The sequence below is a fragment of the Cellulomonas sp. KH9 genome (genome assembly GCF_900114185.1).
GTDB lineage: Bacteria > Actinomycetota > Actinomycetes > Actinomycetales > Cellulomonadaceae > Cellulomonas.
In genome coordinates this window covers 350,379-371,989 of the sequence record NZ_FOSE01000001.1, presented here as the reverse complement: position 1 = coordinate 371,989, position 21,611 = coordinate 350,379, and the positions used below count along the sequence as shown (strand labels likewise).

The window sequence follows — 21,611 nt, the reverse complement described above, 5'->3', positions numbered from 1 at the left end:
CGCGATCCCGTCCGTCGAACGCCTGCGGAGCGCACCGCCCGACTGGCAGGCTGTCACCACTCCACGGCTGCCGACCCTGGGGTGCCGTGCGCCCACCGGCGATCCATCCGACCCCCGGCCCGCCACCAGCGAGGACCTCCGTGAACCGTCGCCCTCTCGTGCTCAGCACCGTCGTCGCGCTGACGGCTGCCGTCGTGGTCCCCGCCGCGGGAGCGGCAGCGGTGCCGCAGCCGGCCGACCGCGTGTCCGCCCTCACCGCCACGTACCGCTCCTACGGGCGGCCGGCGTCCCACACGCCGCCGACCGCCCCGATCGTGGGGACGCTGCTGCCCGGGCCGGCGGACGCCCTGCGCCTGACGACCACGGCGATCGGCGGCACGGTGAGGAGCCTCGACGTCCAGGCGCCCGAGGCCGCACCCCGGCTCGCGGTGGGCAGCCACGCGGTCGGGACCACCGCGTCCACCGTGCAGCTGTCGCTCACCGCCGACGACGGCTGCACGGCGACGAGCGGCGAGCTGGACGTCCTGGACGTCGAGCACGACGCGGACCGGCTGACCTCCCTGGCCGCGGACTACGTCGTCGGGTGCGGGGACGGCAGGGAGCGTTCGGGCTCGGTGCGGTGGAACAGCGCCGTGCCGTACGCGTTCACCTCGACCCCCGGCAAGGTCGCCCCCACCCCGCTGCCCCCGGGGCGGACGGTGCGCGCCTCGGTCGTGCTCACGAACGCGGGGACGGCACCGCAGACCTACGGCCCGTCGTCGTTCCCGCGCGTCGAGGAGCTCGACGCGCCCCACGGCATCGCGCAGGACGGCTGCGACGGCGTGACCGTCGCACCCGGCGGGACCTGCCGCATCGACCTCACGTTCGACCCGGAGCCGCTGCGCGGCGGGTTCATCGCCCACCTCGAGACGCCCGACGGGTCACCCGGCGGCACGGCCTACACCTGGGTCCAGCTCGACTGGTGGGAGCTGCCGCAGCCGACCTTCACGGCGACCCCCGTGCGTGGCGGGGTACGGCTGACCACCACCTCGGAGGCCGCGACCTTCGACGTGATGCGCGACAGCACCCTGGTCGCCGCCGACGTGACGATGCCCTGGACGGACCCCTCGGCCGTGGCGGGCGCGGACCATGCGTACCGCATCGGCGCCCACTGGGACGGCGCGACGTTCTGGTCCGCGCGGACGGTGACCCGGGGGGCGCTCCCGGTGCCCCGGGGGTCCGAGGGCGAGTTCGTGGCGCTGCCGCCCACGCGCGTGCTCGACACGCGCACCGGGACCGGCGTCCGGGCCGGGGCGGTCGGACCGAGCACCTCGGTGAGGTTCGACCCGCTCGCCGGCACCGAGGTCCCGCGCGACGCCGTGCTCGCGGTGCTGCTCAACGTGACCGGCACGGAGGCGAGCACCGCGACGCACGTGCGTGCCTGGCCCTCGGGCTCGGAGCTGCCGACGACCTCGTCGCTCAACCTGGTGCCCGGCCGCAGCCGCCCGAACCAGGTCATCCTCCCGCTGGGCGAGCACGACCAGGTCGCCCTGTTCAACGACAGCGGGACCACCCACCTCCTCGCGGACGTCCAGGGCTACTTCCTCTCGTCGAGCAGCACGAGCACCGACGGCGGCGGGTACCACCCGATCGACCCCGTGCGGGCCCTGGACACCCGCACCGCCCGGGGCACCGGCCCGGCCGCGGCCCTGCGCGCCGACGAGGTCGTCTGGGTCCCGGTGACCCTGCCGGACGGCACCGGCACCGTCAGCGCCGTCGACGTCAACCTCACCGTGACCGAGCCCGGCACCGAGGGGCACCTCATCGCCTGGTCGGGCGCGGGTGCCGCCCCGGGGGTCTCCAACGCGAACTTCGTCGCGGGGCAGACCATCGCCAACCACTCCACGGTCCCGGTCTCCTACCGCGCGGGACGCCCCGGGATCGCGGTGCGCAACGTCGCCCGCGGCACCACGCACGTCATCGTCGACGTCCAGGGCTGGTACGACGACGGCAGCCGCACCGACGGTCTGCGCTTCCGGCCCGTCACGACCACGCGGATCCACGACACCCGTGAGGGCGTGGGCCGACCGCCCGTGGGCTGGGAGATCCCGGTGACCGCCCGGCCGGACGCGGTCGCCCACGTCGTCAACATCACCGCGACGCAGGGCGTGGGCTTCGGCCACGTCATCGCCTGGGGCGGCGGTGACCCCCGGCCGAGCACGTCGGTCCTCAACTACGCGCCCGGCGAGGACGCACCGAACCTGGCCGTCGTCACCAGCCCGCTCTCGCGGCAGCTCGCGGTGACGACGATGACCTCGCACGCGCACGTCGTCGTCGACCACCTCGGCTACTACTACTGATCGGGCACCGCTACTGATCGGGCACCGCTGCTGATCGGGCACCGCTGCTGACCGGGTACCGCTGAGCCGGACCGGGCCGGGCGCCGCTGCCGGGAGCGTCCGGCGTGCGCGGGTACGCCCCTTCACCGAGCGGGACAAGCGTCCAGCCGGTAGGAAGGTGGCCCATGGTGCGCGTCGGATTCCACAACTCACACGAGCAGGTCCACCCGTCCGCCCTGCTGGCGGCCACGCAGCTGGCGGAGCAGCGGGGCTTCGACGCCGCGATGTGCTCCGACCACTGGGCACCGTGGCAGTCCACGCAGGGGCACTCCGGGTTCGCGTGGACGTGGCTGGGCTCGGCCCTGGCGACGACCCGGCTGCCGTTCGGCGTCGTCAACGCCCCCGGGCAGCGGTACCACCCGGCGATCATCGCGCAGGCGGCGGCCACGCTCGCCGCCATGTACCCCGGCCGGTTCTGGGTGGCGCTCGGCTCGGGCGAGAACATGAACGAGCACATCACCGGCGACCCCTGGCCCTCCAAGGACGTGCGGGACGCCCGCCTCGTCGAGTGCGTGGAGGTCATCCGCGCGCTGCTCGACGGCGAGGAGGTCACCCACGACGGCCTGGTGACGGTCGACCGCGCCAAGCTGTGGACCCTGCCCGACGTGAAGCCGCTGCTCATCGGCCCCGCGGTCACGCCGGCCACGGCCCGCAACCACGCGCGCTGGGCGGACGGCCTGGTCACCGTGAACCAGCCCGAGGAGCGGCTGCGCGAGGTCGTCCGGGAGTACCGGGACGCCGGCGGCCGCGGCGAGATCTCCCTGCAGGTGCACGTGTCGTTCGCCCCCACGCAGGCGCAGGCGCTGCGGCTGGCGCGCGAGCAGTGGGCCGGCAACGCGGTCGGCCCGCCCCAGGCGTGGGACCTCGACACGCCGGAGGCCTTCGACGCGATCGCCGACAGCGTCGGGGACGACGTGCTGCGCGGCGCCGTGGTGGTCGAGGACGACCCGCACCGCCTCGCCGACCGGCTCGTCGCGCTGGCCGAGATCGGCTTCGACGCGCTCTACCTGCACCAGATCGCGACCGACGTCGTCCCGTCGGACGACAAGCACCCGGACGCCGACGACACGGCCACGCAGCCCGCGTCGTCCCTCGAGGCGTTCGTCGACATGGCCGCCGAGCACCTGCTGCCCGTCCTGAAGGAGGTCGGCGCGTGAGGATCCGCGACACCGGTGACCTGTGGTGGAAGTCCGCCGTCATCTACTGCCTCGACGTCGAGACGTACATGGACTGGAACGACGACGGCGTCGGTGACCTGCCCGGGCTCGTCCAGCGCATCGACCACCTGGCCGAGCTGGGCGTGACCTGCCTGTGGCTCATGCCGTTCTACCCGACCGCCGACCGCGACGACGGCTACGACATCACCGACTACTACGGCATCGACCCGCGCCTGGGCGACGCCGGCGACCTCGTCGAGCTGGTCCGCACCGCGAACGACCGCGGCATCCGGGTCATCGCCGACCTCGTCGTCAACCACACCTCGGACCGCCACCCGTGGTTCCGGTCCGCGCGGCGCTCGAAGGACAGCCCGTACCGCGACTGGTACGTGTGGCGCGAGGACGCCCCGCCGGACACGTCGAAGGAGGTCGTCTTCCCCGACAAGGAGGACGGCATCTGGACGTACGACGAGCAGGCGGAGGCCTGGTACCGGCACCGGTTCTACCGTCACCAGCCGGACCTGAACACGGCGAACCCGCAGGTCCGCGACGCGATCGCGAAGGTCGTCGGGTACTGGGCGCAGATGGGCCTGGACGGGTTCCGCGTCGACGCGGTGCCGTTCTTCCTGGCCGACGCCGCCAACGGCACGGGCGACGACGTGGACCACCCGCACGAGTTCCTGCAGCAGCTGCGCGCCTTCCTGTCGCGGCGCACGGGCGACTCGATCCTCATGGGTGAGGTCAACCTGCCGTACGAGGAGCAGCGCCTGTTCTTCGGGGACCACGACTCCGACGGCGACCACGAGGGCGCCGAGCTGAACCTGCAGTTCGACTTCGTCCTCATGCAGCAGATGTACCTGGCGCTGGCCCGCCAGGACGCGACGCCGGTCGCGGACACCCTGCGCTCGCGCCCGACCATCCCGTCGGACGCCCAGTGGGCGACGTTCGTGCGCAACCACGACGAGCTGACGCTCGACAAGCTCTCCGACGACGAGCGGCAGGAGGTGTTCGACGCCTTCGGCCCCGAGCCGGAGCACCAGCTCTACGACCGTGGCCTGCGCCGCCGCCTGCCCCCGATGCTCGACGGCGACCCACGCCGGGTGCGGATGGTCTACTCCCTGCTGTTCAGCCTGCCGGGCACCCCGGTGCTGTTCTACGGCGAGGAGATCGGCATGGGCGAGAACCTCGAGGCCGAGGGCCGGCTCGCGGTGCGCACGCCGATGCAGTGGACCTCGGGCCGCAACGGGGGGTTCTCGGACGCGCCGCCGTCGCGGCTGTCGGGCCCGGTGCCGGAGGGCGCCTACGCGCCGGAGCACGTCAACGTGTCCGACCAGCGGCGCGACCCGGACTCGCTGCTCAACTTCGTCCAGCAGCTGGCCCGGCGGTACCGCGAGTGCCCCGAGCTGGGGTGGACGGAGCAGGCGGAGGTCCTCGACCAGCCGCACGCAGCCGTGCTCGCACACCGCTCGACCTGGCAGGACGCGTCGATGGTCGCCCTGCACAACCTGGGCTCCGAGGCCGTCCGCGTGCCCCTGCACCTCCCCGACACCGACGAGGACTCCCGCCTCATCGACCTGCTGCGCGACGACGAGCTGGTGCCGGACGAGAAGGGCCGCGTGGAGGTCGAGCTCGAGGGGTACGGGTACCGGTGGCTGCGGGTGGCGCAGCCGGGCTCGCGGCGTCTGCTGTGACGGCCGACCACCCCCCTGAGGCGATCCCTGAAGCGTTTCGGCAGCCGACCCGCCCAGGCAACCCCCAGGAACGTCGCGTACGGTGCCGGAGGCCGTCCACCGATCCGGGGCGGTCTCCCGACACCCGGAGGACCTCCGTGCGACGTCCCACCCCCCGCACCGCGCTGCGCGCCGCAGCCGCAGCCCTGGCGCTCAGCCTGACCCTCGCCGCCTGCGCCGGCGACGGCGGGAGCGACGACCCCACCACCCCCGCACCCCAGCAGACCGACGCGTCGACGGAGGCCCCCACGGCCACCGCCGAGGACGTCGCCGCGCTCGAGGCCGTGACGGTCGAGGGCGACGCCGGGGCCGAGCCGACGGTGACGCTGCCCAGCACCCCGTTCACCGTCTCCGCCGCCGTGGCCCGCGTCATCGACGAGGGCACCGGCGATGAGATCGCCGACGGCGACCTCATCGACCTGCACTCGGTGTGGCTCAACGGCGCCGACGCGTCGTCGCTCTCGTCGTCGTGGGCCTCCGGCGCCCCCGAGCAGATCGTCGTCAGCGAGGCGTCGCTGGCGCCCGTGCTCACCGACATCCTCATCGGCGCCAAGGTCGGCACCCGCTTCACCTTCGCCCTGCCGCAGGGCGAGGACGCCGCGGCCGTCGCGGTCGCCGAGGTCGTCTCCAAGCGTCCGGGCCGCGCCGACGGCACGGCCGTCGCACCCGTCGACGGCCTGCCCACCGTCACGCTGGCCGACAACGGTGCGCCGTCGCTCGAGCCCGCGTCGGGCGAGGCGCCGACCACGCTCGTGGCGCAGCCGCTCATCGAGGGCACCGGCCCCGAGGTCACCGCCGGCCAGACCGTGCTCGTGCACTACACGGGCTGGCTCTGGGACGGCACGCAGTTCGACTCCTCGTGGGAGCGCAACGTGCCGTTCCCGGTCGAGAACATCGGCCAGGCCACCGTCATCGCCGGCTGGAACGAGGGCCTCGTCGGCCAGAAGGTCGGCAGCCAGGTCATGCTGGTCGTCCCGCCGGACAAGGGCTACGGCGCCGAGGGCCAGGGCGAGACGATCCCCGGCGACTCGACGCTCGTCTTCGTGGTCGACATCCTCGCCGCGAGCTGACGACACCGCCTGACGCACGCCCGACGGGCCGGGCCCCCTCTCCTGCGGGAGAGCGGGGCCCGGCCCGTCGTCGTCCCCGCGACCGCACCGCGGCGCGGACCCCGTGGCGGCGGCGGACCAGGGACCCTCGTCCTGCCGTCCGGGGCCCGTCCGCCCTACGCTGACGGGAAGTTCACCTCCAGCGTGGGAGGGTCCAGATGGACCAGGCACCGTCGGCCGCCGTCCGCACCGTCGCGCTGATCGGCGCATCGGGTTCCGGCAAGACCACCCTGACCGAGGCGCTGCTGCACCGCGCCGGCGCCGTCCCGCGGGCCGGCCGCGTCGAGGACGGCAGCACGGTCAGCGACCACGAGCCGGAGGAGATCGCCCGCGGCATCTCCCTGGCCCTGGGCATCGCGCCGTTCCGATGGCAGACCGACGACGGCACGCCGTACGACGTCACGCTGCTGGACACCCCCGGGTTCCTGGACTTCGCCGGCGCCGTCGACACGGCCCTGGCCGTGGCCGACCTCGCCGTGATCGTCGTGTCCGCGGTCGACGGCGTGCAGGCCGGCACCCACCTGGCGTGGCGGGCCGCGGCGGAGGCGGGCGTCCCGCGCGTCGTCGTCGTCACCAAGGAGGACAGGGCCCGCGCCGACTTCCACCAGGTCCTCGCGCAGCTGCGCGAGGCGTTCGGCAGCGTCGTCGTGCCGCTGGAGCTGCCGTTCGGTGACGAGACCGCGTTCACCGGCATCGCCGACGTGCTCTCCGAGGAGGGCTACGGGTACGACGCCGACGGCCGCCACCACGACGAGCCGCCGCCCTCCGGCGTGGCCGAGGAGGAGCACCGCCTGCACGAGCAGGTGACCGAGGAGATCGTCGCGCACGACGACGACCAGCTCGAGCGCTACCTCGCGGGGGACGAGCCGTCGGCCGCGGACCTGGGGCGGACCCTCGCCCAGGAGGTCTGCGCCGGTGAGGCCGTCCCGGTCATGGTGGTCTCCGGCACCACGGGCGTCGGCGTCGACCGGCTCGCGGACCTGCTGTGCCTGCTGTGCCCCGGCGGTACGGGACGGGCACGCACCGTGCTCGCGGGCGACGTCGAGGTGCAGGTGGAGCCCGACCCCACCGGCCCCACGCTGCTGCACGCCTTCCGGACCGTCGCCGACCCGTTCGTCGGGCAGGTCACCGTGTTCCGTGTGCTGTCCGGCACGGTCCGCGCGGGTGACCGGCTGCTCAACACCACCACCCGGACCGAGGAGCGCCTGCCTGGCCTGTTCCGCCTGCGCGGCAAGGAGCACCTGCCGGTCGACGAGGTCGTCGCCGGGCAGGTCGGCGCGGTCGCCAAGCTGACGGGGACGCCCACGGGGTCGCTGCTCGCGGCCAAGGGCTCCCCCGGCGTGCAGCTGACGGCGCCACCGCCGCGGGAGCGCCCCGGGGTGTACGCGCTCGCGCTGGACCCGGTGACGCAGTCCGACGACGACCGCCTGTCGGCCGCGCTGGCGCGGCTGGCCGCCGAGGACCCGACGCTCACCGTGGACCGCACCGGCGACCGGACGGTGCTGCGCGGGCTGGGCGACACCCACCTGGCCGTGGCGCTGGAGCGTCTCGCGCGGGTGTTCGGCGTCCACGTGACCACGTCCCCGGTGCCGGTCGGCTACCGCGAGACCATCGCCCGGCCGGTCGAGGCCGAGGGCAAGGTCAAGAAGCAGTCCGGCGGCCACGGCCAGTACGCCGTGGTGCGGCTGCGCGTCTCGCCGCTGCCGGCGGGGTCCGGCCTCGAGTTCGTCGACTCCGTCGTGGGCGGTGCGATCCCCCGGACCTACCTGCCGGCCGTCGAGCGCGGGGTGCGCGAGGCGATGGCCGCCGGCGGCCCGCACGGCTTCCCCGTGGTCGACCTCCGCGTCGAGGCGGTCGACGGCAAGGCGCACTCCGTGGACTCGTCCGACATGGCGTTCCGCACCGCGGCGGCCGCCGGGCTGCGCGAGGCGCTGACCACGGCGGGCACGGTCGTGCTCGAGCCGGTGTGCCGCGTGCACATCACCGTCCCGCAGTCCGCGCAGGGCGACGTCATGAGCGACCTGGCGGCCCGGCGCGGGCGGATCACGGACACCGTGTCGCTCGACGGCGGCGAGGTCGTCGTCGAGGCCACCGTCCCGGAGGCCGAGCTCGGCCGCTACGTGCTGGACCTGCGCTCGCTGACCGGCGGGCGCGGCGAGCTGACCGTCGCGCCCGACCACTACGCGCCGTGCCCGGACCACCTGGTGCCCGCCTGACCTGACCTGACCTGACCTGCGCCCGGCCCGCGCCCGTCGGCGCGGGCCGGGCGCCCCGTCAGTCCGGCGTCGCGATGGCGTCCAGCACCCGCAGGCGGGCGGCCCGCGCGCCGGGCCACACCGCGGCCAGCACGCCCACGACCAGTGCGAGCACCATCATGAGCGCCAGCCCGTCCCACGGGACGGCGAGCCGGTCGAGCCCCTCCTCGGCGTACACCCGCGGCAGGACGGACGCCAGGCCCACCCCGACCACCAGCCCGACGACCGTGCCGAACACGGCCGTCAGCACCGACTCCACGGCCACCACGCCGGCCAGCTGCAGCCGTCCCAGGCCCACGGCCCGCAGGAGCCCGATCTCCCGGGTCCGCTCGATCACCGACAGCGCGAGCGTGTTGACGATGCCGAGCACCGCGATCACCAGGGACAGCCCCAGCAGCGCGTAGAGGATCACGAGCAGCTGGTCGACCTGCGCGGCCGTCTGGTCGACGAACTCGTCGCGGTCCTGCACGGACACCACGACGTAGGGCGAGACGGCGTCCGTGACCGCGGACCGCAGCGCGTCGGGCGTCACCCCGGACGCCGCGTCGACGAACACCGTGTCCGTCACCTGCGCCCCGCCGGGTGCGAGCTCGTCGAGCACCGCCTGCGGGACGATCACGGCACCCCCCAGGACCGGGGAGTCGACCACCGCGGCGACGTCGAACGTCCGCTCGCCGGCCTCGGTCACGACCGTGACCTCGTCGCCGACCGACCAGCCCTCGCCGGCGGCCATGCGCTCGTTGACGACCGCGTGGGTCGCGTCCAGGTCGTCGACGTCACCCTCGAGGACCTCGACGACGAGCGACGCGCCCAGGACGTCGTCCCCGACGCCGATGACGCCGGCGCCGTCGTCCTCACCCGGTGCCGCGCCGGGCTCCGGCGACACGGCACCGAGGGTGAACGCGAGCGCGTCGGCCCGCCCCACCTCCGGCAGCGCCGCGACGTCCGTGATGGCACCCGCGGGGATCACGGACGTGGCGGCCCGCAGCACGAGGTCGGCGTTCGTCGCGCTCTCCACGACGCGCACGAGCGACGCCTGCCCGGTGGCCGCGATGACCGAGACCGCGCCGACGAGCGCCATGCCGATGACCAGCGCACCCGCCGTGGACGCGGTGCGCCGCGGGTTGCGCACGACGTTGCCCCGGGCCAGGCGGCCCATCGGGGGCAGCAGCCGCACGAACGGGACGGCCAGGACGCGCAGCACGGCACGCGCCATCGCGGGGGACGCGACGAGGACGCCGACGAGGACGACGACCGCGCCGACGCCGAGCAGGAGCTCCGCGGCGTCCGCCGCTGGGCGCAGCGCCGCGAACGCGACGGCCGCGACCCCCACGGCGACGAGCGCCCCGCCGGTCAGCCCGCGCCGGTGCAGCGAGCGCTCCGGCACCGTGACCTCGCCCCGCATCGCCTCGACGGGCGCGATGAGCGCGGCCCGACGCCCGGGCACCGCCGCGGCGACGGCCGACACGACGGTGCCGAGCGCCAGGCAGGTGACGACCGTGGTGGTGTCCAGCGGGATCTCTCCCACCAGGTCCATGCCCAGCCCCTCGAACACCACGCGCAGCAGGCTCACGAGGCCCAGCCCGCCGACGACGCCCAGCGCGGCACCGACCAGGCCCACGACGGCGGCCTGGCCGACGACCACGCCGAACACCTGCGCGGGCGACGCCCCGACGGCCCGCAGCAGCGCGAACTCGCGCACCCGCTGGCGCACCGACATCGCGAAGGTGTTGGAGATGAGGAACCCGCCGACGAACAGCGACATGACCGCGAAGACGAGCAGGAACGACGTGACGAACCCGAGGGTCTCGTCGACACCGGCCTGCAGGTCGTCGCGCTGCGACTGACCGGTGAGGACCTCGGCGCCGGTGACGCCCGCGTCGTCGAGCGCGGCGCTGACACGGTCGGCGAGCGTCCGCTCGTCCACACCGTCCTCGGCGTACACCGACACGGTCGCGACGGTCCCGTCGGCGGCGTACACGGCCGTGGCGACGTCGACGGGCAGGTAGACCAGCGTCGCGCCCGCCAACGGCCCGCCGGCGTCGACCTCGCCGACGACGGTGACGTCCCGCACCTCGCCCGCCAGGACCACGCGGGTGGTGTCCCCCACGGCCAGGCCCGCGGAGTCGAGCGACGCGGACTCGACCGCGACCTCGCCGGCCGCCGTCGGGGCCCGCCCCTCGACGAGCCGCAGCTCGGGGTCGTCCCCGTGGAACGCGAGCCCGAACGACGGCGCCTGCGTGGACTGCACCGCCGTCCCGTCGGCACCGACCAGGACGATCGGACCCGCCAGGTCGGGCAGCGCCGCGCGCACGCCGTCGACGTCCGCGATCTCGTCGGCCAGCGCGGCCGGCACCGGCACGCGCTGCTCGCCCAGCGAGAACCCCGCCCCGGCCGCCCCGCCCCCGGGCAGGGGGGCGTCGCCCCGCACGTACGCGTCGGCCGGCGCCTGCGCGTCGACGATGCCGTTGAAGGTGTCCGACAGCATGGTGCGCAGCGCGAACGTGCCGGCGACGAACGCGACCCCGAGCGCCACGGCGAGCACCGACAGCGCGAACCGGACGGCGTGCGCGCGCACGCCCCGCAGGGTGACGCGCAGCATCAGCGCACCTCGGCGGGGGTGGCGGTGCCGTCGGTCGTCCCGGCACCGGACGGGCGGCGCGACAGGGCGCCGAGCCGCTCGAGCACGGTGTCCGGCGTCGGGTCGGAGATCTCGTCGACGATGCGCCCGTCGGCGAGGAACAGGACGCGGTCGGCGTACGACGCGGCTGTGGGGTCGTGCGTCACCATGACCACCGACTGCCCGAGCTCGTCGACGCTGCGGCGCAGGAACGAGAGCACCTCGTGCGCGGACGACGAGTCGAGGTTGCCCGTCGGCTCGTCCGCGAAGACGACGGCGGGGCGCGTGACGAGCGCGCGGGCGCACGCGACACGCTGCTGCTGCCCGCCGGACAGCTCGCCCGGCTTGTGGCTCAGCCGGTCGGACAGGCCGACGGCCTGCACGACGGCGTCCAGGTGCTCCCGGTCGACGGGGCGACGCGCGATGTCGAAGGGCAGCGTGATGTTCTCCAGCGCCGTGAGCGTCGGCACCAGGTTGAACGCCTGGAAGACGAAGCCGATGCGGTCGCGGCGCAGCCGGGTCAGGCGCCTCTCGGACATCGAGGACACCTCCTCGCCGTCGACGACGACGGTCCCGGACGTGGGCCGGTCGAGGCCGGCGAGGCAGTGCATGAGGGTGGACTTGCCGGACCCCGAGGGGCCCATCGTCGCGGTGAGACGGCCGCGCTGGACGTCGAGGTCGACGCCCGCGAGCGCGTGCACGGCGGTGGGGCCGGAGCCGTAGGTGCGCACGAGGCCGCGCGCGGTGGCGATGGGCGTCTCGGCCCGGGTGCTGTCGGTGGTGGTCACACCGACGATCGTCCACCCGTGGGCGTCCGCTCGGCACCAGGGACCGCCCCGGACGCGACCCTGAGCGTGCGGGGCCCGGGACTCAGGGTCGACGTCGGGACGTCGGTCCTGGTCAGAGGGCGGTGCGCCCGCCCGACGCCGCGTGGTGCGCGGCACCGGACCCCGACCCGACCGGGGGTGTGCCCCCGGGGACGAACGGGGGCCGGCCCGGATGTTCGGGCCCCGCACCGGGCGGCAGGGTGGCACCACGCCACCACGGGGGTGGCACGCGGACGGAGGTCGAGGTCATGGCGGCAGCGCTGCAGAGGGTCGTGTCGGTCGTGGGTGCCGTCACCGCCGGGGCGGCGCTCGCCGTGGCCTCCCAGCCCGCGCTGCTCACGCAGATCGTCGCGCAGCTGACCGACCGGCTGCCGTGACGAGCCGGGGCCACGCGCGCGCGGCGGGCAGGAGCCTCCTACGCTGACGGCATGGCCCGGTACTTCGACGTCCACCCCACCGACCCGCAGCCGCGGTCGATCGCCCAGGTGGTGGCGATGCTCCGGGACGACGCGGTGATCGCCTACCCCACGGACGTGATGTACGCGCTGGGCACGCGCATGGACAACCACGACGGGGCCGAGCGCATCCGCCGCATCCGGCACCTCGACGACCGGCACCACTTCACGCTGGTGTGCTGCGACTTCGCGCAGCTCGGGCAGCTCGTGCACCTCGACAACAGCGCGTTCCGCGCCATCAAGGCCGCCACCCCCGGCCCGTACACGTTCATCCTGCCCGCGACGCCGGAGGTGCCGCGGCGCCTCGCGCACGACAAGAAGCGCTCGGTCGGTGTCCGCATCCCCGACGACCCGGTGACGCACGCCCTGCTGCGCGAGCTGGGTGAGCCCCTGCTCTCGTCGTCCCTGCTGATGCCCGGCCACGACTGGCCGATGACCGAGGGATGGCAGATCAAGGAGGAGCTCGACGACGTGCTCGACGCCGTGGTCGACGCCGGCGACCGCGGCACCGAGCCCACCACGGTCGTCGACTGGACGTCGGGGGCCCCGGAGGTCGTCCGGGTGGGCGCGGGCGACCCGGACCGGTTCTGAGCCGTGGCGGGCACGGACGACCCCGCCGACGTCGTGCGCGCCGCTGCCGCGGCCACCACGGTGGGTGAGCTCGACCGCGTCGTCACGGCCTGCCGGGCGTGCCCGCGGCTCGTCGCCTGGCGGGAGGCCGCCGCGGCGGACCCACCCGCCCGGTTCCGCGGGCAGACGTACTGGGCCCGGCCCGTGCCCGGCTTCGGCGACGCGGACGCCGGGATCGCGCTGGTCGGGCTCGCCCCGGCCGCGGACGGCGGCAACCGCACCGGCCGGATGTTCACCGGGGACCGGTCCGGCGACTTCCTCGTGGCCGCGCTGCACCGCGTCGGCCTGGCGTCGCAGCCGACCTCGGTGTCCCGCGACGACGGGCTCGTGCTCACCGGGCTGCGGATGACCGCCCCCGTGCGGTGCGCGCCACCCGCGAACGCGCCGACGCCGGCCGAGCGCCGCACGTGCGGGCCGTGGCTGGCCCGTGAGCTGGAGCTCGTCGCGCCGCGCGCCGCGGTGGTGCTGGGCGGGTTCGGCTGGAAGGCGCTGCTCACGACGCTGGCCGAGCAGGGCTGGGACGTCCCGCGTCCCCGCCCCGCCTTCGGGCACGGGGCCGAGCTCACGCTGCGGCGGGGTGACGCCGAGCTGGTCCTGCTCGGGTGCTTCCACGTGAGCCCGCACAACACGTTCACCGGGCGGCTCACCCCCGCGATGCTCGACGCGGTGCTCCTGCGGGCCCGCGAGCTCGCCGGCTGACGCGACGCGAGGTTCGTCCCGGGAGAGGACGGCTGTCCCCCTCCGGGTGGACACGCGACGTTCGTCCCGGCTCGTACGCTCACCCCGTGAGCGTGCTGGTGACCGGCGGGGCGGGGTACATCGGCGGGCACGTCGTGGACGCGCTGCGGCGTTCCGGGCGTCGCCCGGTCGTCGTGGACGACCTGTCGACGGGCCGCGTCGACCGGGTGCCCGGGGTGCCGCTGGTGCGCCTCGACCTCGCGGAGCCGGCCGCGGTCGCGGCGCTGACGGACGTCTGCACCCGGTGGGAGGTCACCGCCGTGGTGCACCTGGCCGCCCGCAAGAAGGTCGAGGAGTCGGTGGCCCGGCCGCGGTGGTACCACGAGCAGAACGTGGGCGGTACGGCGCACGTCCTGGCGGCCATGGCGGCGGCGGGGGTGCCGCACCTGGTGTTCTCCTCGTCGGCCGCGGTGTACGGGTGGCCGGACACCGCGGTGGTCGACGAGGACAGCCCGGCGGCGCCCATGAGCCCCTACGGGGACACCAAGCTGCAGGGCGAGCGGCTCGTGGCCGCCGCCACCACCGCGGGCGTCCGGTCCTTCTGCCTGCGCTACTTCAACGTGGCGGGTGCCGGCTCGCCGGTGCTGCGCGACGACGAGGAGGCCAACCTCGTCACCACCGTGCTGGGCACGCTGGCGCGCGGCGCGACGCCGCAGGTCAACGGGATGGACTACCCCACGCCCGACGGCACCTGCGTGCGGGACCTGGTCGACGTGCGGGACGTCGCGGACGCCCACGTGGCCGCGCTGCGCGCGCTCGGTGCGGCGACGGGGCCGCCCCGCGCCGAGGTGCTCAACGTGGGCACCGGCACCGGGGCCTCCGTGCTGGAGGTGGTGCGCCGGCTGTGCACCCTCGACGGGCGCGACCTCGCGGTGCAGGCCGGGCCGCGCCGCCCGGGCGACCCCGCCGCGGTGGTCGCGGCCGTCGACCGGGCACGCGCCCGGCTGGGCTGGTCCGCCCGGCACGACCTGGACGCCGTGCTGCGCAGCGCGTGGGCGGCGGCGCGCACCGGGCAGGTCAGCCCTGTGCGGTGACGCGCTCGGGCTCGGTGAGCGCGTCGGGCGAGCCGAACCGCGCGACCGCCAGGGCACCGGCGAGCACCAGGGCGAACGCGGCGGTGGCGAGCAGCCCCCGGCCCGGCAGCGCCTCGTCCCCCACCAGCACGAGCCCGAGCAGGGCGCCCAGGCAGGTCTCGGTGGCGACCGTCACCGCCGTCACGGGCACCACGGGCGCACGTCGCAGCGCGAGCGCGGTCAGCGCCAGGGCGAGGACACCCCCCGCCCCGCCCACCCACAGCGCGGGGTCGAGCAGGACGCGGAGCGGCTGGGACAGGTCGACGACGTGCGCCGCGAGCGCCAGCAGCGCGTACCCGCAGCCCGCGGCGGCCGCGAGCACCAGCCCCGTGCGCGTGGACGGCGGCCGGGCGGCGACCCGCCACGCCACGACCGCCAGCGCCACGGCCGCCACCAGCAGGCCGACGGGGACACCGGCCGGCGCGCCCGTCACGGGCGCCGGTGCCACGCTCAGCGCCAGGCCCACGAGGCCGACGCCCAGCGCCGCCAGGCCCCCGGCGTCGCGCGGCCCCAGCCGGGCCCCGAGCACCACCACCGCCAGGACGGCGGCCACCGCCAGCCCCGACGCACGGCCCGCCTGCACGAGGAACAGCGGGAGCGTGCGCAGCGCGAGGAACGACAGGCCGAACCCGAGGGCCACCAGCGCGAGCGCCGCGACGTAGGCGGGGGACGTCACGAGGCGACGCACCAGCGTCGTGCCGAGGCCCGCGTCGTCGGGCAGCCGGCGCACCGCGACCGCCTGCAGCACGACGGCGGCGCCGGAGCACAGGGCGGCACCCGCGACGGCCACCAGACCGATCACGCGGTACCACCGCGGCGAACCGTCACCCGATCGTCACCCGTCTGCGACCCAACCCCGTCCGCCCGTCGGACGTCTCACCCTATGCTCGCGACGTCCGTCGCCGGGCTCACCGGACGGGAAGGGCAGGGGGGCACGTGGCACCGACCTCGATGACGGCGGACCCGCCCCGCACGGGCCGCGGCGCGGGGTGGCGGTACGGCCTGGCGGTGGCCGGCGCCTTCGCGGGTCTCGTGGTGGCGCTGTCGGTGGTGGTCGCGCTCGCGACGCGCTCGCAGCCGCGCCAGGACCCCGACCTGGCGGGCCCCACCTGGCTCGACGGCTGGTTCCAGTACGACGCGGGCTGGTACCTCGACATCGTGCGGGAGGGCTACGCGTACGTGCCGGGGCAGCAGTCGTCGGTCGCGTTCTTCCCGGCGTACCCGCTGGGCGTCCGCGGGCTGTCGGAGGTCCTGGGCGACCACCAGGTCGCCGGTCAGCTGCTGAGCGTGCTGTGCGGCCTCGTCGCGGTCGTGCTGTTCGCGTCCTGGGCGCGGCAGCGGCTGCCGCGCCGGTCGGCCGTGCCGGCGGTCGCCGTGCTGCTGCTCTACCCGTACGCCTTCTTCCTCTACGGCCCCATGTACGCCGACGCGCTGTTCCTGCTCAGCGCCGTGGGAGCGTTCCTGCTGCTCGAGCGCCGGTGGTACCTCGCCGCGGGCCTGGTCGGCGCGGTCGCCACCGCGGGCCGGCCGGTGGGCGTCGCCGTGGCCGTCGGGCTGGTGGTGCGGACGCTGGAGATCCTCGCGGAGGACCGGCGCGCGGCACGGGGGCTCGAGGCCCTGCCCCCCGCGGCGGCCGACCCGGCGACCGGACGCGCGCCGGGCACGCCACCCCGCCCGGGGTGGCGTGACGTGCTCGCGGCCGTCCGCGACGTGCGACCGCGGCACGTGGCCGTGCTCGCGTCGGGCCTCGGCCTGGCGGGCTGGTGCCTGTACCTGTGGCTGGAGTTCGGCAACCCCCTCGCGTTCGTCGAGGTGGAGTCGGCACCGGGCTGGAACCAGGGCGTCGGGCCGCGCACCTGGTTCAAGGTGGTGTTCCTGGGCACGCTCCTGCGGGGCCCGTACGACATCGCGGTGCTGCTGACGCTGCAGGCCGTGGCCTGCGCGTGCGCGGTGCTGCTGCTGCGCCGCGTGCAGCGGCTGTTCGGCTGGGGCTACGCCGCGTTCGCCGCCGTGGTGCTGCTCATCCCGATCGTCGGGACCAAGGACTTCATGGGGACCGGCCGGTACGTGCTGGTGGCGTTCCCCGTGCTGGCCGCGGCGGGTGACCTGCTCGCGACCCGCACCCGCCGGTGGGTGGCACCGCTCACGCTGACCGTGTGCGGGGTGCTGCTCGTGGTGCTCACGTTCCTGTTCGGCAGAGGGGTGGCAGTGTCATGACGTCCACGCAGGGGCCCGAGCCGCTGTCGCTCGTCTCCGTGTTCTTCCCGATGTGGAACGAGGAGGAGTACATCGAGCGCGCCGTGGCGGCCGCGTCCGTGACGTGCCGCGAGCTGGTCGAGACCGGGCGGACGCGCGACTACGAGATCATCGTCGTCGACGACGCGTCGACCGACCGCACCCCGCAGCTCGCCGACGCGCTGGCCGCCGACGACCCGCACGTGCGCGTGGTCCACCACCCGGTCAACCGCAAGCTCGGGGGGTCGATGCGCTCGGGCTTCGACGCCGCGAAGGGCGACGTCGTGCTGTACACCGACGCGGACCTCCCGTTCGAGATGCGCGAGCTCGAACGGGCGCTGCGCGTCCTGCAGACCTACGAGGTCGACATCGTCAGCGCGTACCGGCTGGACCGCACGGGCGAGGGCCCGCGCCGGGCCGTGTACTCGTTCCTCTACAACGGCCTGGTCCGGCTCATGTTCGGCACCCGCGTGCGGGACGTGAACTTCGCGTTCAAGCTGGTCCGCCGCGAGGTGCTGGACCACGTGGCCCTGCGCAGCGAGGGGTCGTTCATCGACGCCGAGCTGCTGGTGCGGGCGCAGAAGGCCGGCTTCGAGGTGCTGCAGATCGGTGTCGACTACTTCCCGCGCACGCGCGGGGTCTCGACGCTCTCGTCCCTCGGGGTGATCCGCACGATGCTCGACGAGATGCGGACGCTGCGGCGCGAGCTGCGCAGCCTGCCCGCGCGGCCCGCGCGGGCCCGCACGTGACCCGGTCGCTCGTCGTCACGGCGGACGACCTGGGGCTCACCGCCGGGGTGAACGAGGCGGTGCGGCGCGCGCACGTCGACGGCGTGGTGACGGCGACGTCGCTGCTCGCGGTGGGCACCGCCTTCGACGACGCGGCCCGGGTGCTGCGGGACCACCCGACGCTCGAGCTCGGTGCGCACCTCGCGCTCGTCGGGGAGGACCCGCCGCTGCTGTCCGCCCGCGAGGTCCCCACCCTCGTCGAGCACCGGACGGGCCGCTTCCCGCTCGGCTACCGCACGGTCGTGGCCCGCGGGCTCGCCGGCCGCATCGACCCGGACGACGTGCGCCGCGAGCTGGCCGCCCAGCTGGAGCGCGTGCAGGGGGTGGGCGTGCCGGTCACGCACCTGGACACCCACCAGCACACGCACCTGTGGCCGGTCGTGGGACGGGTGGTCACCGAGCTCGCCGTCGGCGCCGGCATCGGTGCGGTCCGGCTCCCCCGCAGCCACGCGCGGGGCGTCACCGGTGCGGGCGTCGGCGTCCTGGGGCGCGGGCTGCACCGGCGGCTGCGGCGGGCGGGCCTGACGACCACCGACGACCACGCGGGCCTCGACGAGGCGGGCGCGATGGACGAGGACCGCTGGGTCGCGACGCTCACGGCCGCCGCCGCGCGCGGCGCGCGCACGCTCGAGGTCAACGCCCACCCGGGCGTCGCGCACGACCCCGACGCCGGGCGGTTCGCCTGGGGCTACCGGTGGGCCGACGAGCTCGCGGCGCTGACGTCGCCCCGCACCCGCGCGCACGTCGACGCGTGCGGGTACGTCCTCACCGGGTTCACCGGCCTGGCCGCGACGGCCGCGCCCGACGCGGGGGGACGCCCGTGACGCGCGCGCCCGACGCCGCGGGGCGCCGCGCGCTCGCGCTGTACCGCGACGCGCCGTGGCAGGAGCGGGCGCACGTGCACGTGCGCTGGTGGAGCGCACCGTTCCGCCGGCTGGCCACCCTGCTGCCCGACGCCGGGCCCGTGCTGGAGATCGGCTGCGGCCACGGCCTGTTCAGCGCCTACGCCGCGCTCGCCGGCCCGGGGCGCCGCGTGGTCGGGGTCGACATCGACGCGGACAAGGTCGCGGTCGGTGCGGGTGCCGCGGGACGCGTGGCCAACCTGGAGCTGGCGGTCGCACCCGACGGCGCCGTGCCCCCCGGGCCGTGGGCGGCGGTCGTGGTGGTGGACGTGCTGTACCTGCTGCCCGCCGACGCCCAGCGCCGCCTGCTGCTGGCCGCGGCCGAGCAGGTGGCGCCGGGCGGGCGGCTCGTCGTCAAGGAGATGGGTACCGCACCGCGCTGGAAGGTGCGCTGGAACCGGTGGCAGGAGACCGTGTCCGTGCGGGTCCTGCGGATCACCGAGGGGTCGGCGACGTTCACCTTCGTCCCGCCCGACGTCGTCGCGGGGTGGCTGCGCGACGCGGGCCTGACCGTCACCGCCACCCGGCTGGACGCCGGACGGGTGCACCCCCACCACGTGCTGGTGGGGGAACGCCCGTCCGCCTGACGCTCAGGACCCCGCGGCCGCCGCGAGCGCGTCCGCGATCGGGGTGTCCCCGCCGACCAGCTCCCACTGGTGCCCGACGCTCGCGGGGTCGGCCAGCACGGCGGCCACCACGGCGGCGACGTCGGCGCGCGGGACCTCCCCGCGCGGCACGCTGTCGGCCAGCCGCACCCGGCCGGTGCCGGGGTCGTCGGTCAGGCCGCCGGGCCGCAGGATCGTCCAGTCGAGGCCCGAGTCGCGCAGCGCCTCGTCGGCGTCGCGCTTGGCCACCACGTACGCCGCCCAGACGGCCTGCATGTCGTCGGTGATGGGCTCGTCGACACCGATCGCGGAGACCTGCACGAACCGCCGGACGCCCGCGCGGCGGGCGCCCTCCTGCGACTTCAGCGACCCCTCGAGGTCGACGGTGCGCTTGCGGTCCGCGCGCCCGTCGGCGCCGGCACCGGCCGCGAACACCACGGCGTCCGCGCCGGCCAGCACGGCGGCGAAGTCGTCCGCGTCGGCCGCCTCGATGTCCAGCAGCGCGGGCTGCGCACCCACCGCGGCCAGCTCGTCCGCGTGCTCCGGACGGCGCACCAGCGGGACGACGTCGTCGCCGCGGGCGACCAGCAGCGGGGCCAGCAGACGCGCCACCTTGCCGTGGCCGCCCACGACGACGACGCGCATCAGGACCGCCCGCCGGTCACCAGGATGCGGTCGCCGGTGACGTACGACGACTCCTGCGACGCGAGGAACACGTAGGCGGGCGCCAGCTCGGCCGGCTGCCCGGCCCGGCCCAGCGGGGTGTCGGCGCCGAAGCTCTCCACCTTCTCCGCGTTCATCGTCGCGGGGATCAGCGGGGTCCAGATGGGGCCGGGGCACACGGCGTTGACGCGGATGCCGTCCTCCGCGAGCTGCTGCGCCAGGCCCATCGTGAAGTTGTAGATCGCGGCCTTGGTGGACGCGTAGTCCAGCAGGCCGGGGCTGGGGTCGAACGCCTGGATCGACGAGGTGTTGATGATCGAGGCCCCGCTGCTCAGGTGCGGCAGCGCGGCCTGCGTGATCCAGAACATCGCGTAGACGTTGGTCTTCAGCACGCGGTCCAGCTGCTCGGTCGTGATGTCCGCCAGCCCGGACTGCGCCATCTGGTACGCGGCGTTGTTGACGAGCACGTCGAGCCCGCCGAGCTCCTGCGCGGCGCGGTCCGGCAGGGACCGCGCGAGCGCCTCGTCACGGATGTCGCCGGGCAGCAGCAGGCCCTTGCGGCCGGCCTTCTCGATCCAGGCGAGCGTGACGCGGGCGTCCTCCTCCTCCTCGGGGAGGTAGGAGATCGCGACGTCGGCGCCCTCACGGGCGAAGGCGATGGCCACGGCGCGGCCGATGCCGGAGTCACCGCCGGTGATGAGCGCACGACGCCCCTCCAGGCGCCCGGAGCCGCGGTACGACTCCTCGCCGTGGTCGGGCTCCTTGCGCATGTCCTCGGTCCGCCCCGGGTGCTCGATCTGCTCGGCCGTCTGCGTGTCCGGGTCGGGGTGCTGGGTGGTCGGGTCCTGGGGTGTGGTCTGGTCAGCCATGCGTCCATGGTGGTAGTGACGACGCGGACCGGCATCCGGAGCGGGGCCGTCCCACCCGCTCGTGGGAGCCGACCCGCGGGCCGTACGGGGCGGGCCGTGGGCAGCGCGGCGGCGGCCGCCCCGGGTGGGGTGGCCGCCGGGCCGCGCGGGCCGCGTCTCAGTCGTTGGCCGGTGCCTCGGAGATGTCCGCGAGCGCCGACGTGGGGTCGAGCTCGGCGGCCAGGTCCCCGATGCTGAGGACCCCGACGGCCTGCCCGCCCTCGACGACCGGGACGCGCCGGACCGCCTGCTCGCGCATGATGCGCACGACGTCGCGCAGGTCGTCGTCCGGGGCCACGGTCAGCGGGTCGCCCGTCGCGATCCGGCCGACGGGGACGTCCAGGCCGAGGCCCTCCGCCAGGCCGCGGACGACGAGGTCGCGGTCGGTGACGATGCCGACGACCGTGCCGTCCTGCGCCACCACGAGCGACCCGACGTCCTGCGTCGCCATGGTCTGCGCGACCGCGTGCAGCGTGTCGGTGACCTCGACGACCGTCGGGTGGGGCGTCATGAGCTCGGAGACCGTGCGGGTCATGTG

19 protein-coding genes are annotated in these 21,611 nt (G+C 75.5%); 13 read left to right on the top strand and 6 right to left on the bottom strand.

Annotated elements, in window-relative coordinates:
• Positions 1-140: 140 nt before the first annotated feature.
• From BMZ16_RS01695 to BMZ16_RS01675, 5 genes are all read left to right on the top strand, one after another.
• The gene (locus tag BMZ16_RS01695; protein WP_143082721.1) at positions 141-2,339 is read left to right on the top strand and encodes a hypothetical protein; all 2,199 of its coding nucleotides are present in this window, start codon (positions 141-143) and stop codon (positions 2,337-2,339) included.
• Between the two features lie 164 nt (positions 2,340-2,503).
• Entirely contained in the window at positions 2,504-3,535 is a 1,032-nt protein-coding gene (locus tag BMZ16_RS01690; RefSeq protein ID WP_089797884.1) for a TIGR03885 family FMN-dependent LLM class oxidoreductase, read from the top strand.
• Positions 3,532-5,226, top strand: coding sequence for an alpha-amylase family protein (locus tag BMZ16_RS01685; RefSeq protein WP_089797883.1), 1,695 nt, complete (start codon positions 3,532-3,534; stop codon positions 5,224-5,226). The genes BMZ16_RS01690 and BMZ16_RS01685 overlap by 4 nt, the downstream gene beginning before the upstream one ends.
• A 137-nt stretch (positions 5,227-5,363) precedes the next feature.
• The gene (locus BMZ16_RS01680) at positions 5,364-6,335 is read left to right on the top strand and encodes an FKBP-type peptidyl-prolyl cis-trans isomerase (protein WP_089797882.1); all 972 of its coding nucleotides are present in this window, start codon (positions 5,364-5,366) and stop codon (positions 6,333-6,335) included.
• 197 nt (positions 6,336-6,532) lie between these two features.
• Complete coding sequence (locus tag BMZ16_RS01675; RefSeq protein WP_089797881.1) at positions 6,533-8,590, top strand: elongation factor G; 2,058 nt, start codon at positions 6,533-6,535, stop codon at positions 8,588-8,590.
• Positions 8,591-8,648: 58 nt separating this feature from the next.
• Here BMZ16_RS01675 and BMZ16_RS01670 read toward each other — a convergent pair whose 3' ends face one another.
• A complete protein-coding gene (locus tag BMZ16_RS01670) occupies positions 8,649-11,231 on the bottom strand; it encodes an ABC transporter permease (RefSeq protein ID WP_089797880.1) in 2,583 nt (860 codons plus the stop codon).
• Positions 11,231-12,037, bottom strand: a complete 807-nt coding sequence (locus tag BMZ16_RS01665) for an ABC transporter ATP-binding protein (protein ID WP_089797879.1) — start codon at positions 12,035-12,037, stop codon at positions 11,231-11,233. Before BMZ16_RS01665 ends, BMZ16_RS01670 begins: the two co-directional genes overlap by 1 nt.
• Positions 12,038-12,324: 287 nt before the next feature.
• On the opposite strand from BMZ16_RS01665, the gene BMZ16_RS19635 reads away from it, so the two are divergent.
• The 4 genes from BMZ16_RS19635 to galE all read left to right on the top strand — a co-directional run bounded on the left by BMZ16_RS19635 (position 12,325) and on the right by galE (position 14,933).
• Positions 12,325-12,453 carry a hypothetical protein gene (locus BMZ16_RS19635; RefSeq protein WP_255366293.1) on the top strand — a complete coding sequence of 43 codons (129 nt, stop codon included), beginning with the start codon at positions 12,325-12,327 and terminating at the stop codon, positions 12,451-12,453.
• 51 nt (positions 12,454-12,504) lie between these two features.
• Positions 12,505-13,122, top strand: coding sequence for an L-threonylcarbamoyladenylate synthase (locus BMZ16_RS01660; RefSeq protein ID WP_089797878.1), 618 nt, complete (start codon positions 12,505-12,507; stop codon positions 13,120-13,122).
• Positions 13,123-13,125: 3 nt separating this feature from the next.
• Positions 13,126-13,860: a uracil-DNA glycosylase gene (locus tag BMZ16_RS01655; RefSeq protein WP_177199557.1), complete on the top strand. Its 735-nt coding sequence runs from the start codon at positions 13,126-13,128 to the stop codon at positions 13,858-13,860.
• Between the two features lie 86 nt (positions 13,861-13,946).
• Positions 13,947-14,933 (top strand): UDP-glucose 4-epimerase GalE, encoded by a 987-nt coding sequence (gene galE, locus BMZ16_RS01650; protein ID WP_089797877.1) that lies wholly within the window; start codon positions 13,947-13,949, stop codon positions 14,931-14,933.
• Here galE and BMZ16_RS01645 read toward each other — a convergent pair.
• Positions 14,917-15,774: a hypothetical protein gene (locus BMZ16_RS01645; RefSeq protein ID WP_089797876.1), complete on the bottom strand. Its 858-nt coding sequence runs from the start codon at positions 15,772-15,774 to the stop codon at positions 14,917-14,919. The genes galE and BMZ16_RS01645 overlap by 17 nt on opposite strands.
• Before the next feature lie 134 nt (positions 15,775-15,908).
• Here BMZ16_RS01645 and BMZ16_RS01640 point away from each other — a divergent pair, with 134 nt between their 5' ends.
• From BMZ16_RS01640 to BMZ16_RS01625, 4 genes are read left to right on the top strand one after another with little or no spacing between them, the layout of a single operon-like run.
• The gene (locus BMZ16_RS01640; RefSeq protein ID WP_143082720.1) at positions 15,909-17,189 is read left to right on the top strand and encodes a glycosyltransferase family 39 protein; all 1,281 of its coding nucleotides are present in this window, start codon (positions 15,909-15,911) and stop codon (positions 17,187-17,189) included.
• Positions 17,186-17,956: a glycosyltransferase family 2 protein gene (locus tag BMZ16_RS01635; RefSeq protein WP_089797874.1), complete on the top strand. Its 771-nt coding sequence runs from the start codon at positions 17,186-17,188 to the stop codon at positions 17,954-17,956. Before BMZ16_RS01640 ends, BMZ16_RS01635 begins: the two co-directional genes overlap by 4 nt.
• Positions 17,953-18,819: a ChbG/HpnK family deacetylase gene (locus BMZ16_RS01630; RefSeq protein ID WP_089797873.1), complete on the top strand. Its 867-nt coding sequence runs from the start codon at positions 17,953-17,955 to the stop codon at positions 18,817-18,819. The genes BMZ16_RS01635 and BMZ16_RS01630 overlap by 4 nt, the downstream gene beginning before the upstream one ends.
• Complete coding sequence (locus BMZ16_RS01625; protein ID WP_089797872.1) at positions 18,816-19,484, top strand: methyltransferase domain-containing protein; 669 nt, start codon at positions 18,816-18,818, stop codon at positions 19,482-19,484. The genes BMZ16_RS01630 and BMZ16_RS01625 overlap by 4 nt, the downstream gene beginning before the upstream one ends.
• Before the next feature lie 3 nt (positions 19,485-19,487).
• On the opposite strand, the gene BMZ16_RS01620 is transcribed toward BMZ16_RS01625, so the two are convergent.
• The 3 genes from BMZ16_RS01620 to BMZ16_RS01610 form a co-directional block, all read right to left on the bottom strand.
• Positions 19,488-20,147, bottom strand: coding sequence for an NAD(P)-binding oxidoreductase (locus BMZ16_RS01620; RefSeq protein ID WP_089797871.1), 660 nt, complete (start codon positions 20,145-20,147; stop codon positions 19,488-19,490).
• A complete protein-coding gene (locus BMZ16_RS01615) occupies positions 20,147-21,034 on the bottom strand; it encodes an SDR family oxidoreductase (protein ID WP_089797870.1) in 888 nt (295 codons plus the stop codon). The genes BMZ16_RS01620 and BMZ16_RS01615 overlap by 1 nt, the downstream gene beginning before the upstream one ends.
• A 157-nt stretch (positions 21,035-21,191) precedes the next feature.
• The gene (locus BMZ16_RS01610; RefSeq protein ID WP_089797869.1) at positions 21,192-21,608 is read right to left on the bottom strand and encodes a CBS domain-containing protein; all 417 of its coding nucleotides are present in this window, start codon (positions 21,606-21,608) and stop codon (positions 21,192-21,194) included.
• Between the last annotated feature and the right edge of the window lie 3 nt (positions 21,609-21,611).